This window comes from Bradyrhizobium zhengyangense (assembly GCF_022012555.1).
Lineage (GTDB): Bacteria > Pseudomonadota > Alphaproteobacteria > Rhizobiales > Xanthobacteraceae > Bradyrhizobium > Bradyrhizobium zhengyangense.
Genome location: NZ_JAKLTZ010000005.1, coordinates 238,000 through 252,404 on the forward strand (window position 1 = coordinate 238,000; position 14,405 = coordinate 252,404).

Genomic DNA, 14,405 nt, shown 5'->3' on the forward strand with positions numbered 1-14,405 from the left:
TGATCATGGCCCCGATCCTGATCTTCGCGCTGTGCCTTGGCGAAAAGACCGGCTTCATCGTGCTGCCGCACTGGATGCGCGCCGCAACCGTATTCGCGCTGCTGATCGCGCTGATGCTCACAGGCATTCCGGTCTCGATCGCGCTCGGCCTCACCGTGATGACGTTCCTGTTCACGTTGACCGCAGTGCCGATCGAAGCCGTCTCGATGAAGCTCTTCACCGGCATCGAGGGCTTCGAGATCATGGCGATCCCGTTCTTCATCCTCGCCGGCAATTTCCTTACCCACGGCGGCGTGGCGCGCCGGATGATCAACTTCGCGACGTCGCTGATCGGACATTGGCACGGCGGCCTGGGCCTTGCCGGCATCGTCGCCTGCGCGATGTTCGCGCTGGTCTGCGGCTCGAGCGTGGCCACGGTGGCGGCGATCGGCGCCATCGTGCTGCCGGAGATGGTCCGCCACGGTTATCCCATGCGCTTCGGCGCCGGCATCATCACGGTTGCGGGGTCGCTCGGCATCCTGATGCTGCCGTCGATCCCGAAGATCGTCTACGCAGTCTCGACCAATACCTCGATCGGCGCGCTGTTCGTCGCGGGCCTGCTGCCCGGCATCCTGCTGACGACGATGCTCTGCATCGTCACCTGGTGGCTGGCGCGCAACCGCGACTATCCGCGAATGAAGAAGGCGACCTGGGGTGAGACGGTCCACGCCTTCCGCGAGAGCGTCTGGGGATTGATGCTGGTCGTCATCATCATCGGCGGCATCTATAGCGGCCTGTTCACCGCCACCGAAGCCGCCGCGATGGCCGCGGTCTATTCCTTCATCATTGCGGTGTTCGTCTACAAGGCGATCGGCCTGAAGGACGTGCCGCGCGTGCTGCTGCGCGCCGCCAATACCAGCGCGATGCTGCTCTACATCGTCACCAACGCGGTGCTGTTCTCCTTCGTGCTCTCCAACGAAAATTTGCCGGCGACGCTGGCCGACTGGATCGCGGCGCAGAATCTCGGCTGGGTCGGCTTCCTGCTCGTCGTCAACGTGCTGCTGCTGCTCGCCGGCAACTTCATGGAGCCGAACTCGATCATCCTGATCATGGCGCCGATCCTGGCGCCCGCGGCCAAGAAGCTCGGCATCGACCTCGTCCATTTCGGCATCGTCATGGACGTCAACATGGAGGTCGGCCTCTGCCATCCGCCTGTCGGCCTGAACCTCTATGTCGCCTCGATGATAGCGCGCATGCGCATCACGGACCTCGCGGGCGCGGTGATGCCGTGGCTGCTCACCATGCTCGGCTTCCTCGTCATCGTGACCTATTGGCCCGACCTGACGCTGTGGCTGCCGCGGGTGCTGGGAATGCATTAGCCTGCGTGTAGGTGGGATATGGCTAACGCGGGGTAAACCCGCGCGTTCAAATGCCATTGTTGCGCATGGAATCCATTTTTACGGGTCTGCGGTAAGAACGTGCCAGCGGATGGGTGCTGGCATGTTGTTCAAAAGAATGGAATCCGGACGGGCGTCGATTTCCGACGCCGTCTATATGGAAGTCATCACGGGCCTTCACGGCACGACGGTGCCCAACATTCTTGCGGCCGCCTGCCTGGCGATGGTTGGCGCGATCACGACCTACGAGACCGGCGACATGGTGACGGCCGGACTGACGGTCGCGGGCGTGCTGGTGGCCATTGTTCGTCTGGTCGAGATCTTTGCATTCCGCCGCCGGCTTGCGCGTTCGCCGCAGCTCGGCCGGGCCGAGGGCGGGCGCTGGGAGCGGCGCTATGTGGCCGGCACCGTCGTGACAGCCCTCATCCTCGGCCTGTTTGCAGCGCGCAGCATCGTGCTGGGTGATGCGCTCTGCTGCGTGATGGCGGTCGGCATCGGCTTCGGCTTTGGCGCCGGCGTGGTGGCGCGGCTGGCGCTGCGCCCCGTCGCGGCGCTGCTCGATCTCGTCGCGATCGCCGCGCCCGCTGCGATCGTGATTTTCATGCAGCCCGATCTGCGCCATGTCGGGCTCGGGCTCCTGATCCTGATGTATGTCGCCGCGAGCTTCGAGATGGTGCGGCTGAGCTTCAACGCCTCGATCAACCAGATCACGCTGAAGCGGCAGTTCGAGCAGCTGTCGCGCATCGATCCGATGACTGGCCTGGCCAATCGTTCGGTGCTCGCGACGGACTTGCCTGCCATGCTCGCGGCGGGGACGATCGCCGTTCATACGCTCGATCTCGACCGCTTCAAGGAAGCGAACGACCGCTTCGGCCATCCCGTCGGCGACGCGTTGCTGAAGCAGGTGGCCGGGCGGCTCAGAGCGATCGCCGCGACCGACGACCTCGTGGTGCGGATGGGCGGCGACGAATTCGTCCTGGTCCAGCGCGCGGCGACCGATGCGGAAGCGACGGCCCAGCGTATCGTGCGGTCGATCAGCTTGCCTTATGATATCGACGGACAGACGGTCGAGCTCGGCGCGAGCGTGGGCGTTGCCGTCGCGCCGGGCGACGGACGAACCGCGGAGGCGCTGCTGTCGCGCTCCGACAAGGCGCTCTACCGTGCCAAGCAACATCGCGGCGGCTATGTGCTGGCCCGCGAATTGAGGATGGCGGATGCGACCGCAGCGGGCCAAAGCGTTTCCGAAGGGCTGGCGGCATAAGCAGCGGTTGGAACCGCAATCGAGATACGGTTAGATGCCTCCCAGACAAGACGGGGGAGGAATGCCATGAACAGCACCGAAGTAGCCGACACGCCGAAGGACGCGACGCCTTCAGTCATTGCGCAGCAACAGGCGATGCTGAACGCGTTGCCGTTTTCCGACACGCGGGATTTCGACGATGCGGCGCGCGGCTTCGTCGGCACCATCGAGCACGCGAAGATTACAAATCCGCAAGGGCGGACGGTCTGGAGCCTCGAGCCCTATGGCTTTCTGTCCAGCGAGCAGGCCCCGCCGACGGTCAATCCCAGCCTGTGGCGGCAGTCGCGGCTCAACATGCAGCACGGGTTGTTCGAGGTGGTGCCGGGTGTCTACCAGGTGCGCGGGCTCGACATCGCCAACATGACGCTGATCGAGGGCGACAGCGGCGTCATCGTGGTCGACACCCTGACCTCCATCGAAGGCGCGCGGGCTGCGCTCGATCTCTATTTCAAACACCGCGGCTTGAAGCCGGTTGCGGCCGTCATCTTCACCCACACCCACACCGATCACTGGGGCGGCGCGCGCGGCGTGCTGGAGGAGGACGCGCTCGCCACCGGTCGTGTACCGATCATCGCGCCGAACCTGTTCATGGAGCACGCGGTCTCCGAGAACATCATCGCTGGGCCAGCGATGCTGCGCCGGGCGCAATATCAGTTCGGGCCGTTCCTCGCCAAGGGGGCGCGAGGGCAAGTCGATTGCGGCCTCGGCAAGACCATGGCAGCGGGTGCGGTCGCGCTGCTGCGTCCGACCGATCTGATCATGGCGACCGGCGACAAGCGTGTCATCGACGGCGTCGAGTTCGAATTCCAGATGGCGCCGAACAGCGAAGCACCGGCGGAGATGCACTTCTTCCTACCGCGCTACAAGCTGCTGAATTTGGCTGAGAACTGCACGCATAATTTCCACAATCTGCTGCCGTTCCGCGGCGCCGACGTGCGCGACGCGCTGGCCTGGTCAAAGTATCTGGGCGAGGCGCTGCAGCTGTGGGGTGGCAGGGCCGAGGCGATGTGCGGCCAGCATCACTGGCCTGTGTGGGGAGCTGAGCGCATCGACAGCATGATCCGCGAGCAGCGCGACCTCTACAAATTTGCGCATGACCAGACCATCCGCCTGATGAATCACGGCCTCACTGCGGCCGAGATCGCCGAGACGATCCAGCTGCCGAAGAGCCTGGAGGGTGCCTGGCACGGTCGCGGTTACTACGGCCACATCAGGCACAATGTGAAGGCGATCTACCAGAAATACCTCGGCTGGTACGACGCCAATCCGGTCAATCTCGATCCGCTGCCGCCGGTGGAGTCAGGCAAGAAATATGTCGAGTATATGGGCGGCGCCGATGCGATCCTGACGCGGGCGCGCGCGGATTTCGACAAGGGGGAATTCCGCTTCGTCGCGCAGGCGCTCGGTCATCTCGTCTTCGCCGAGCCCGACAATGCGGCGGCGCGCGCGTTGCTGGCCGACACGCTCGAGCAGCTCGGCTATGCCGCGGAGAGCTCGACCTGGCGCAACGCCTATCTGTTTGGCGCACAGGAGCTTCGGCAAGGCATGCCGAAGACCCCGCCGCGTCCGCCGATGCCGCGCGAGACGCTGGCGGCGCTGCGCACGGAGCAGCTCTGGGACGTGCTCGGCATCCGCCTCAACGGTCCCAAGGCGGAAGGCAAGCGCATCGTGCTGAACTGGAGCTTTTCGGACACCGGCGAAAGGTTCGTGCTCAATCTCGAGAACTGCGCGCTCACCTATGCCGAAGGCGTTCAGGCCGACAATGCCGACGCCAGCTTCACGCTGGCGCGTGCCACGCTGGACGAGGTGATCGCGAAGCTGACGAGCTTTCCGGAAGCGGTGGCGGGCGGGAAGGTCAAGCTTTCGGGCAACCCGATGAAGCTCGCCGAGCTGATGGGATTGATGGACGAATTCCCGCGGATGTTTGAGATCGTGGAGCCGAAGCGGGCGGTGGTGGGGTAGGGGTGTCGCCTCTACGCGCTCCGTCATTACCACACGCACGCTGTCATCGCCCGGCTCGACCGGGCGATCCAGTATTCCAGAGACCGCAGGGCTTCATCCGAGAAGCAGCGGCGTACTGGATGCCCCGGTCAAGCCGGGGCATGACAGTGTGCCTCAAGGTGAGGGCGCCCTTTACTCCGCGCTGCTCACCAGCTTGATCCGCGGCGCTTGGGCCTCGATCAGCCCGCGATAGGCGGCAAGATAGTCGAGCGCCATTCGTCGCGCGGTGAAGCGCTTTTCGAACTGCTTGCGGATCGCGGCGCGGTCGAGTTGCGCGAGGCGCTTCACCACGCCGGCGGCGCTGATGATGTCCTCGACGACGAAGCCGGTGAGGCCCTCATCGATAATCTCCGGCACCGAGCCGCGATTGAAGGCAACCACCGGCGTACCGCAGGCCATGGCTTCGATCATCACGAGGCCGAACGGCTCCGGCCAGTCGATCGGCAGCAACAGGCCCAGTGCGCCGCTGAGGAAGTCCGACTTCTCGTGATCGCCGATCTCGCCGATGAAATCGACCAGCGGATTGCCTGCGATCATCGGCTTGATCAGCTCGTCATAATAGTCCTGGTCGGCGCGGTCGACCTTGGCCGCGATCTTCAGCGGAATGCCGCAATGCATCGCGATCTTGATGGCGCGATCGACGCCCTTCTCCGGCGCGATGCGGCCGAGCACGGCGAGATATTCCTGCTTGGCCGGCTTCGGCGTCAGCAGGTTTTCCGGCAGGCCGTGATGGATCGTCGAGACCCAGTTCGCCTGCGGCACCGGCCGCCGCTGCGCGTTCGAGATCGAGATCACAGGCATCTTGGAGAAGGTGCTGAACACAGGCTGATGCTCTGGCAGGTCGAGCCGACCATGCAGCGTGGTCAGGAACGGCGTCGGCTGCCGGTAGAACAGCGACCAGGGGTAATAGTCGAGATGGAAGTGGAGGAAGTCGAACTCCTCGTCGTCACATTTCTGCCGCACGCGCTCCAAGAGCACCATGTGCAGCGCGTTGGGATCGCGCACGGAACCATCAAGGCGAAGCGCCCGCGGCCATAATGCGTCGAGCTTCGCCGACGTCTGCGAGTCGCCGCTGGCGAACAGCGTGACGTCGTGTCCAAGGGCCACCAACTCTTCCGTCAACCAATGCACCACCCGCTCGGTGCCGCCATACAGCTTGGGTGGAACAGCCTCCGTCAACGGAGCTACCTGCGCGATGCGCATCTCACCTTCTCCTCTACGATCATGTGAACGTTGGAACCCCCGCCGTGTATCGGCACCGGCATGCCGAGAAGGGAACGTTCCCGCAGTTGCGAAGTTCCTCTCAACAAACGTTACTTATTCGACACATCGCGCGCTTGTCTCGATGCTGCCATCTCCTCTTCGCAGATCGTCCGCATCCGCATGTCGTGATGACGTTGCCCGGGAACCGAGGCGAACTGGTCGTTGTTCACTCGACCAGTCAGAACAACTGAAATCATCACGACGGGGTCACATGGATCATCTTTCTGGATACGCGCGCAGGCCATTTGCCTTTGTCTTGCGCTATCTACGGCGGCGATTGGCGTCGCATCTGGTGATCCTGTTCGCGGTCGTGGCGGCGGTTGCCTGCTCCGTGGGCACGCAGTACGGCGTCAAATCTCTCGTCGACGCCTTGTCGGCGGGAACCTCGCATGGTGGCAGCGTATGGCTGGCATTCATCCTGCTCATGTCGCTGATTGCTGGCGACAATTTTCTGTGGCGGATCGCGAGCTGGACGGCGAGCTTCACCTTCGTTCGTGTCACGGGCGATTTACGTCGTGACATATTTCGTCATCTGACCGGACATGCGCCGAGTTATTTCCTGGACCGGATGCCGGGCATGCTGACGAGCCGCATCACGGCGACATCCAACGCGGTGTTCACCGTCGAGAACATGTTCGTCTGGAATGTGCTGCCGCCGTGCATTGCCACAATTGCCGCAATCGGGTTGATTGGAACCGTAAGCCCCTATATGGCGGCAGGTCTGGTCGTGATCGCCGGCGGCATGGTGGCGGCGATGTTTCGTCTGGCCGCGGCAGGCAAGCCGTTGCATGACGACTTTGCCGACAAGGCGGCCGCCGTCGACGGCGAGATGATCGATGTGATCAGCAATATGCCGCTAGTCCGCGCCTTCTGCGGCATCGGCCACGAGCACGAGCGGTTTGACGCCACGGTGAACCGGGAAGTCAATGCGCGCGGACGCAGCCTGCGCTATCTGGAGAAGCTGCGGCTGTTGCATGCCGCCGTGACCGTGATCCTGACGGTTGCTCTGATGGCCTGGGCCGTCACGCTCTGGCAGCAGGGCGAGGCGACCACCGGCGACGTCGTGCTGGTCTGCACCCTCGGTATCTCGATCCTGAGCGCGACGCGCGACCTCGCGGTTGCCCTGGTCGATGTTACCCAGCATGTCGCCCGCCTGACCGAGGCGATCGCGACTTTGCTGGTGCCGCACGAGCTGCGCGATCATCCCGAGGCCGAGCCGCTGGTCAAGAGCGGCGCCGCGATCGCGTTCAACAACGTCACCTTCGGCTATCCGGGCGGCGAGAAGATCTTCGAGCGCTTCAGCCTGCGGCTCCAGCCCGGTCAGCGCGTCGGCCTGGTCGGGCAGTCCGGCGGCGGCAAATCCACCCTGTTCACGCTGCTCCAACGCTTCTACGATGTCGACGAGGGCAGTGTGATGATCGATGGCCAGGACATCTCCATGGTCACGCAGCAGAGTCTGCGCGAGGCGATCTCGGTGGTGCCGCAGGACATCTCGCTGTTTCATCGCTCGATCCGCGAGAACATCCGCTACGGCCGGCCGAACGCGACCGACGATGAGGTGTTGCGCGCTGCGATCGCTGCGCGCTGCGATTTCATCGACAGCCTGCCTGACGGTCTCGACACCATGGTCGGCGACCGCGGCGTCAAAATGTCCGGCGGCCAGCGCCAGCGCATCGCGATCGCGCGCGCCTTCGTGAAGGACGCGCCGATCCTGCTGCTGGATGAGGCCACTGCCGCGCTCGACAGCGAATCCGAGGAGGCGATCCGCGAGGCGCTGTCGCGCCTGATGCGCGGTCGCACCGTGATCGCGATCGCGCATCGTCTCGCGACGCTGCGCAATTTCGACCGTGTGGTCGTGCTCAGAAACGGTAAGATCATCGAGGACGGTGCGCCCGACCGGCTGATGCAGGGGCATGGTCCGTACCGTGAGCTGGTGACGCAGGAAATGAGCCGGCTCGCGAAGTTCGCCGCGTAAATCCAACAGTTGCGTTTGCCTCGGTCGCGTTCGAAACACTGGCAGCAGGGGAGCAGCTCATGGCAGCCGAAGCCGCAACCAAGATCATCTCGGTATCGCAGACGATGGAGACCGTCGCCGAGCAGGCGTTCTACATTCCCATGACGGGGCCCGCCGCGCGGCCCCGCCGTTCGCTCAAGCACGACGACACCTTCATCGTGCTGGACAGCCATGGCGACATCGGTGCCTCCGCCGGCGGGCCCGACGGCCTGTTCAACCACGACACGCGTTATCTGGCGCGGCTGGAGCTGGTGCTCGACGATCTCCAGCCGCTGCTGCTCGGCTCGAACCTGCGCGACGACAATTCGGGTCTGACGGTCGACCTTACCAACCCCGATATCTATCGCCAGGGTCGCATCGTCCTGCAAAAGGACCTGCTGCACATCGTCCGCACGATCTTCCTGTGGCGCGGCACCGCGTATCAGCGCATCGGACTTCAGAACCACGGCGAACAGCGGGCCAGCTTCGAGCTGACGCTGCTGTTCGACAATGATTTTGCCGATCTGTTCGAGGTGCGGGGCGAGCGGCGGCCGCGCCGCGGCACAGGCACCAGCAGGCTGCTCGGGCCGACCGACGTGCTGTTCGAATATCGCGGCCTCGACGAGGCCGAGCGCACCACCGGCCTGCATTTCGATCCGCGCCCGACGCGGCTCTCGGTGAATGCCGCGACCTGGCAGCTGGAGCTCGATCCACACGAAGCCAAATCATTGTTCGTGGCCGTGTCCTGCAACCGGCCGCTCGCGGAGAAGCCGGCGCGCTTCTTCCGGGGTCTGCTGGCGCATCGCCGCGAGATGCGGCAGTCGACGATCGGCGCGGCCAGCATCGAAACCTCCAACAACATCTTCAACGAGGTGCTGTGCCAGGCCATGGCCGACCTCAACATGCTGATGACGGAGACGCCGCAGGGGCGCTATCCCTATGCCGGCATCCCCTGGTATTCGACGACGTTCGGCCGTGACGGTCTGATTACGGCGCTGCAGATGCTGTGGGTCGATCCTCGGGTGGCAAAAGGCGTGCTGCGGCGGCTTGCGCATTTCCAGGCCAAGGCGGTTGATCCGCTCGCCGATGCCGCACCGGGAAAGATCCTGCACGAGATGCGCGGCGGCGAGATGGCGGCGCTGCGCGAGGTGCCATTCTCGCAATATTACGGCAGCGTGGACTCAACTGCACTGTTCGTGCTGCTCGCGGGGCGCTATTTCGAGCGGACCGGCGATGAGAAGACACTGGTCGAGCTGTGGCCTGCGATCGAGGCGGGCCTCGCCTGGATCGACGGTCCCGGAGATCCTGATCAGGACGGCTTCGTCGAGTACCAGCGCGCCACCGAAAAAGGGCTGGCCAACCAGGGCTGGAAGGATTCTTACGATGCGATCTTCCACGCCGACGGCAAGCTCGCGGAAGGCAATATCGCGCTCGCCGAGGTCCAAGGCTACGTCTTTATGGCCAAGCAGCTCGCCGCGCGATGCGCGCTAAGGCTCGGCAAACCCGATCTCGCGAGGAAGCTCGAGGCGGAAGCCAAGGCGCTCGCCGAGCGCTTCGAACAGGCATTCTGGTGCGAGGAGCTTGGGACCTATGCCGTCGCGCTCGACGGTCAAAAGCGGCGCTGCGAGGTCCGCACCTCGAATGCCGGGCAGGTGCTGTTCAGTGGCATGATCCGTGAGGATCGCGCCCGGCTCGTGGCCGCCGATCTGATGCGCCCGCACTTCTTCTCGGGCTGGGGCATCCGCACCGTTGCCCGCGGCGAAGTCCGCTACAATCCGATGTCCTATCACGACGGATCAATCTGGCCGCACGACAACGCACTGATCGCGCTTGGGCTTGCCCATTACGGGCTCAAGCATTCGGTCGCGCACGTCTTCAAGGGCCTGTTCGAGGCCGCGACCTATATGGATCTGAGGCGATTGCCGGAGTTGTTCTGCGGCTTTCGTCGCGAGAAGCGGCGCGGCCCGACGCTCTATCCGGTCGCCTGCGCGCCGCAGGCCTGGGCCAGCGCAACGCCGTTCACGCTGCTGGAGGCGGCGCTCGGCATCGAGTTCGACGTCGCGCGCTGCGAGATCCGGTTGCGCAATCCGCATCTGCCGGCCTTTCTGAACGAGGTCATCCTGCGCGATCTGCGCTTGGGCGAATCCAGCGTGGATCTGCGCGTCAGCCGTCACGGCCACGACGTGGCGCTGGAGGTGCTGCGCACGCGGGGCCAGATCCAGGTGTCGATCGTGCTGACGCACTAGCGGCGCCAGCGAGGAGGGTGTCATGCGTACCGCCGGATGGTTGTCCCTAAGCTTCGCCGTCGCCGCGGGATTGACGGTTGCCGTATCGCGTGCCGCGGAGGAGCTGCCCGCGTCCGCCAATGCAGCCCCGACTGAGGCAAACGCACCGCCGACGGCTGCGCCGCCGGCCTCAGTGGTGCCCGTCACCCCGAAGGATGCCGCGCCGCCGCCGTCGGTGACCATCATCGGCGCCAGCGACGCCCATGGCGTGCTCGGCCGTGACGTGCGCAGCGCGGCGGACGAGGACATGGGCCATATCGTCGACGTCATCGTCGATCTCAGCGGCCATGTGCGCGCCGCCGTCATCGATTTCGGCGGCTTCCTCGGCGTCGGCAGCCGCAAGATCGTGGTGGACTGGAATGCGCTGCGCTTCGGCAAGATCACCAACAAGAAGGACAGCATCACGCTGGAACTGACCAAGGCGCAGGTCGCAGCCGCGCCGGAATACAAGGAAGACATGCCGATGGTCGTGTTAGGTGCGTCCGGCAGTCTTCAACCGCTGCAAGCCATCCAGTGAGGAGGGGGGAGGGCTGACCGCCTGTGCTCTTGTCGAGGAAGCCTGATCATGCAAATCGCGAGGGACGCGTTGAACAGGACAACGTCGCCGTACCCGTCCTTGCGGCCATTCCGGCGCCGTCGCAGCGGAGCCTGCGCGGTCTCGATTGGTTCATCTTCTTCCTCGCCGACGTGCAGACCGGCTTCGGCCCCTTCATCGCGGTCTATCTGACGACGCAGAAATGGACGCAAGTCGAGATCGGCTTCGTGCTGTCGATCGGCGGCATCGTCGCGCTGATCGGCCAGATGCCGGGCGGCGCCATCATCGATGCTGCGAAATCGGAACGACTGGTCGCGGGGCTCGCGATCGCGACCATCGGCTGCTGTGCGCTCGCCTATGCGGCGATGCCGATCTTCCCCGTGGTGGTGGCGGCGGCAACGCTGCATGCGGCGGCGAGTTGCGTGCTGGGGCCGGCGATCGCGGCGATCAGCCTTGGCCTGGTCGGCCCGCTCAAGATCGGCGAGAGGCTTGGCCGCAACGCGCGATTTGCCTCGCTCGGCAACGGCGTCGCCGCCGCAGTGATGGGCACGGCCGGCTATCTTCTCTCGAGCCGTTCGGTGTTCCTAGTCACTTTCCTGCTCGCGATCCCGACCTTGATCGCGCTGTCGCGCATCCGCGAGGAGGAAGTGGATATCGCACGCTGTCACGGCGAGATGCCGCGCGAAGCGCCTGTTCCCGGCGATACCAATATCTGGCATCTGATCCGGCAACGGCCGCTGATCGTCTTTGCGCTGAGCGTGCTGCTGTTGCAGCTCGCCAACGCCTCGATGATGCCGCTGATGGCAAGCGCAGTGACGGCGCGGTCGAGCCAGTGGGCGACGGTGCTGGTGGCTTTCTGCATTGTTGTCCCCCAGGCGATCGTGGCGCTGTTGTCGCCGACGGTCGGACGCAAGGCGCAGGCGTGGGGACGGCGTCCGCTGCTGCTGATCGGGTTCGGTGCGCTGGCGATCCGCGGCGTGTTGTTTGCAACCGTGCGCGATCCGTATCTGCTGGTAGCGGTGCAGGTGTTCGACGGCTTTACGGCCGCGGTGTTCGCGGTGATGATTCCGCTTGTCGTGGCCGACGTCGCCTTCGGCAGCGGGCACTTCAATCTGGCGCAGGGCATCGTCGGCACAGCGACCGGCATCGGCGCATCGCTGAGCACGGCGCTCGGCGGCTATGTCAGCGACAGGTTCGGCAATGCCACCGCCTTCTTCGGGCTCGCGGGCATCGCAGCGACCGGGCTCTTGCTGATCCTCTTCGTGATGCCGGAGACCCGGCGCGCCGGCATTGCGACAAAAGAAATGGCCGGCTGAACGAGATCAGCCGGCCAAGGGGGTGGGGAGGACGAAACGATCAGGCGTCGAGATTGCGCAGGCGCTGGCGGTTGCGCAGCACGATCTGGCGGGCGCCGGAGAAACCGAGAATGCCTTGGGCATGGAGCTGCGACAGCGCGCGCGACACGGTCTCCAGCGTGAGGCCGAGATAGTCGCCGATGTCGCGGCGGCACATCGGCAGCGCCATCATGCCGGCAACCGCGAGGCGGCGGTCCATTTCGAGCAGGAAGGTCGCAACGCGCTCCATCGCGGTCTTGCGGCCCAGGAGCAGCATGTGGTCCTCGGCGTGGCGCAGCTCGCCGGCTGTCATGGCCCAGAGCTTGCGGGCAACCTGCACGTCGGTACCGGCAGCCTTTTCGAGGCTGACGCGCTTCACGAGGCGCACGGTGGTGTCGATGATGGCCTCGGCAGCGAGGCGGTGGCTGGCGCCGGATTCGAGGCCGAACACGTCGCCGGGAAGATGGAAGGTGCCGATCTGACGGCGACCGTCGGAGAGGAGCTTGTAGGTGCGCACCGCGCCGGAGACGACCTGATAGACATATTCCGCCGGCTCGTCCTCGCCGTAGATCTCTTCGTCCTTGCGGTAGGAGAACTCCGTGGCGACCAGGCCAACATGGCCGGTGACCGCGCCGAACTGGTCGGAGACGGGATGGGGTGGAGCAATCCGTCCACCGATTTGGGTGTTGATCGCCGGGGTGTTGAGGGTCTGCGTCAGCATTTGCGCCATCTCCGTTGTGATGGCGATTTGATACGCGGTATCGGGTGCTTCGAAAATTTCGCGAGATATCTTAAGGGGGGTTACCTACGTAGAACCCCGTAGGTCACCCGCAGGGCTGGAATACCGCTGTCCTCACTATTCGGTGTCCTGGAAATAACGGGGCTTCAGCTCAAATCGGGTCATCGGAAGCGTTCACGCCTATGGAGACGCCCGATGTTAGCCAAATCTGCTGTACCCGTTCTGACCGCCTTGTTGCTCCTGCCCTCGCTGGCTACGGCAACGACAGCCCGGCCTCGATCCAACGCCATCGCCGGCCATTCGCATTCAAGTCCGATCGAGGGTCGCCAGATCGCGGCTCCGCCCTGGAGTGCGGCCTGCATGACGGATCACGGCCCGAGCGAGTGCGGCGAGCCGATGTGGATTTACGGTCCGCGCAACGAGATTTCGCAGTACAGGAGTGCGTTCTGAGGCCTGCCTAATTTCCGCGTCTGTTCTGGATGGCGCGACGGATGCGCTTGACCAGATTCTCGTCGAGAAGCGGCTTCAAAATCACGTCTTTCACGCCTGCCGCCTTCGCCCGAGCCGAGATGTTCTTGTCGGGATAGCCGGTGATCAGGATCACCGGCGTGTCGCGGTCGGACTGGAGCAAGCGACCGGCAAGCTCGATGCCATTGATGTCGGGCATCTTGTAGTCGATCACGTAGCAGTCCGCGCCGGACGGACTTGTCGTGTTGAGCAGCGCCGTGGCGTTCCTGAACGTCCGCACGGCAAAACCGTCGGTTTCCAGCAGAAAACGCAGAGACCCGAGCACCGCGTCATCGTCGTCGACCACGTAGACGGTGGGCCGTGCGGGTGGTGGTGCCATTGGCAGTCGCTGATGATGTGAGCCGATCTCGACCATTCGGATCGACTACCACAGGGGGAGGTGGCGAATTTTGACTTACCTCAACCTGACCTGACCTCTCGACCGGACTTGCCTCAATCCTTCAGCATGCCGGCGCGCATCGCCAGCCGGACCAGCTCCGAGAGGCTGTTTGCCTGCATCTTGGTCATGACATTGGCCCGGTACACCTCGATGGTGCGCGGGCTGATGTCGTATTCGCGGGCGATCAGCTTGTTGGACAGGCCTGCGACCAGTCCTTCCATGACCTGGCGCTCGCGCGGGCTGAGGGATGCGACGCGGGCGGCGATGTCCTGGGATATGGCTTCGGTCCTTGCGGCCGGCTCGCCCTGCCGGATAGCCGACTCGATCATCGTGACAAGGCGGTCGTCCTCGAACGGCTTTTCAAGGAAGTCGACGGCGCCGAGCTTCATCGCCTCGACCGCGAGCGGCACGTCGCCGTGGCCGGTCATGATCAAGATCGGAAACGGAGAGTGCTGCGCCTTCATCAGCTTCAGAAGCTCGATCCCGTCGATGCCGGGCATGCGCACGTCGGAGAGGACGCAACCGAACGCGAGGCCGGGGAGGGCATCGAGGAAGCGTTGCGCGTCGTCGAACAAGGTGACGCTGTAACCCGATGAATCGAGCAGAAAATTCAGCGAATCACGCATCGCTTCGTCGTCGTCGATTACGTAGACAATTCCATTGGTCGTCATG

The 14,405-nt window shown here is 64.4% G+C and carries 11 protein-coding genes; 7 read left to right on the forward strand and 4 right to left on the reverse strand.

All coding sequences use genetic code 11. The features are described 5' to 3' along the window. The first annotated feature begins 74 nt into the window (after nucleotides 1-74). The 3 genes from L6639_RS21260 (at nucleotide 75) to L6639_RS21270 (ending at nucleotide 4,638) form a co-directional block, all read left to right on the forward strand. Nucleotides 75-1,358 (forward strand): TRAP transporter large permease, encoded by a 1,284-nt coding sequence (locus L6639_RS21260; RefSeq protein ID WP_237863884.1) that lies wholly within the window; start codon nucleotides 75-77, stop codon nucleotides 1,356-1,358. A 121-nt stretch (nucleotides 1,359-1,479) separates the two neighbouring features. Then, nucleotides 1,480-2,637 carry a GGDEF domain-containing protein gene (locus tag L6639_RS21265; protein ID WP_237863581.1) on the forward strand — a complete coding sequence of 386 codons (1,158 nt, stop codon included), beginning with the start codon at nucleotides 1,480-1,482 and terminating at the stop codon, nucleotides 2,635-2,637. 66 nt (nucleotides 2,638-2,703) lie between these two features. Beyond that, complete coding sequence (locus L6639_RS21270; RefSeq protein ID WP_237863582.1) at nucleotides 2,704-4,638, forward strand: alkyl/aryl-sulfatase; 1,935 nt, start codon at nucleotides 2,704-2,706, stop codon at nucleotides 4,636-4,638. Between the two features lie 171 nt (nucleotides 4,639-4,809). On the opposite strand, the gene L6639_RS21275 is transcribed toward L6639_RS21270, so the two are convergent. Continuing rightward, nucleotides 4,810-5,880, reverse strand: coding sequence for a glycosyltransferase family 4 protein (locus L6639_RS21275; protein ID WP_237863583.1), 1,071 nt, complete (start codon nucleotides 5,878-5,880; stop codon nucleotides 4,810-4,812). A gap of 271 nt (nucleotides 5,881-6,151) precedes the next feature. Between L6639_RS21275 and L6639_RS21280 the strand changes: the two genes are divergently transcribed. The 4 genes from L6639_RS21280 to L6639_RS21295 are packed head-to-tail and all read left to right on the forward strand — an operon-like array spanning nucleotide 6,152 to nucleotide 12,069. After that, nucleotides 6,152-7,915 (forward strand): ABC transporter ATP-binding protein, encoded by a 1,764-nt coding sequence (locus tag L6639_RS21280; RefSeq protein ID WP_237863584.1) that lies wholly within the window; start codon nucleotides 6,152-6,154, stop codon nucleotides 7,913-7,915. Between the two features lie 59 nt (nucleotides 7,916-7,974). After that, a complete protein-coding gene (locus tag L6639_RS21285; RefSeq protein WP_237863585.1) occupies nucleotides 7,975-10,179 on the forward strand; it encodes an amylo-alpha-1,6-glucosidase in 2,205 nt (734 codons plus the stop codon). Nucleotides 10,180-10,201: 22 nt separating this feature from the next. Then, a complete protein-coding gene (locus L6639_RS21290) occupies nucleotides 10,202-10,735 on the forward strand; it encodes a PRC-barrel domain-containing protein (protein ID WP_237863586.1) in 534 nt (177 codons plus the stop codon). Between the two features lie 23 nt (nucleotides 10,736-10,758). Further along, nucleotides 10,759-12,069: an MFS transporter gene (locus L6639_RS21295; protein ID WP_237863587.1), complete on the forward strand. Its 1,311-nt coding sequence runs from the start codon at nucleotides 10,759-10,761 to the stop codon at nucleotides 12,067-12,069. A gap of 40 nt (nucleotides 12,070-12,109) precedes the next feature. Here L6639_RS21295 and L6639_RS21300 read toward each other — a convergent pair whose 3' ends face one another. From L6639_RS21300 to fixJ, 3 genes are all read right to left on the reverse strand, one after another. Continuing rightward, a complete protein-coding gene (locus L6639_RS21300; RefSeq protein WP_237863588.1) occupies nucleotides 12,110-12,808 on the reverse strand; it encodes a helix-turn-helix domain-containing protein in 699 nt (232 codons plus the stop codon). Between the two features lie 475 nt (nucleotides 12,809-13,283). Further along, the gene (locus L6639_RS21305) at nucleotides 13,284-13,709 is read right to left on the reverse strand and encodes a response regulator (protein WP_237863589.1); all 426 of its coding nucleotides are present in this window, start codon (nucleotides 13,707-13,709) and stop codon (nucleotides 13,284-13,286) included. Between the two features lie 77 nt (nucleotides 13,710-13,786). Further along, a complete protein-coding gene (fixJ, locus tag L6639_RS21310; protein WP_237863590.1) occupies nucleotides 13,787-14,404 on the reverse strand; it encodes a response regulator FixJ in 618 nt (205 codons plus the stop codon). Nucleotide 14,405 lies beyond the last annotated feature (1 nt).

Coding starts and splice junctions, on each gene's coding strand:
- L6639_RS21300 (WP_237863588.1), bottom strand. CDS start 12,808: ATGCTGACGCAGACCCTCAACACCCCGGCGATCAACACCCAAATCGGT.
- L6639_RS21290 (WP_237863586.1), top strand. CDS start 10,202: ATGCGTACCGCCGGATGGTTGTCCCTAAGCTTCGCCGTCGCCGCGGGA.
- fixJ (WP_237863590.1), bottom strand. CDS start 14,404: ATGACGACCAATGGAATTGTCTACGTAATCGACGACGACGAAGCGATG.
- L6639_RS21270 (WP_237863582.1), top strand. CDS start 2,704: ATGAACAGCACCGAAGTAGCCGACACGCCGAAGGACGCGACGCCTTCA.
- L6639_RS21280 (WP_237863584.1), top strand. CDS start 6,152: ATGGATCATCTTTCTGGATACGCGCGCAGGCCATTTGCCTTTGTCTTG.
- L6639_RS21275 (WP_237863583.1), bottom strand. CDS start 5,880: ATGCGCATCGCGCAGGTAGCTCCGTTGACGGAGGCTGTTCCACCCAAG.
- L6639_RS21260 (WP_237863884.1), top strand. CDS start 75: ATGCGCGCCGCAACCGTATTCGCGCTGCTGATCGCGCTGATGCTCACA.
- L6639_RS21305 (WP_237863589.1), bottom strand. CDS start 13,709: ATGGTCGAGATCGGCTCACATCATCAGCGACTGCCAATGGCACCACCA.
- L6639_RS21265 (WP_237863581.1), top strand. CDS start 1,480: ATGTTGTTCAAAAGAATGGAATCCGGACGGGCGTCGATTTCCGACGCC.
- L6639_RS21285 (WP_237863585.1), top strand. CDS start 7,975: ATGGCAGCCGAAGCCGCAACCAAGATCATCTCGGTATCGCAGACGATG.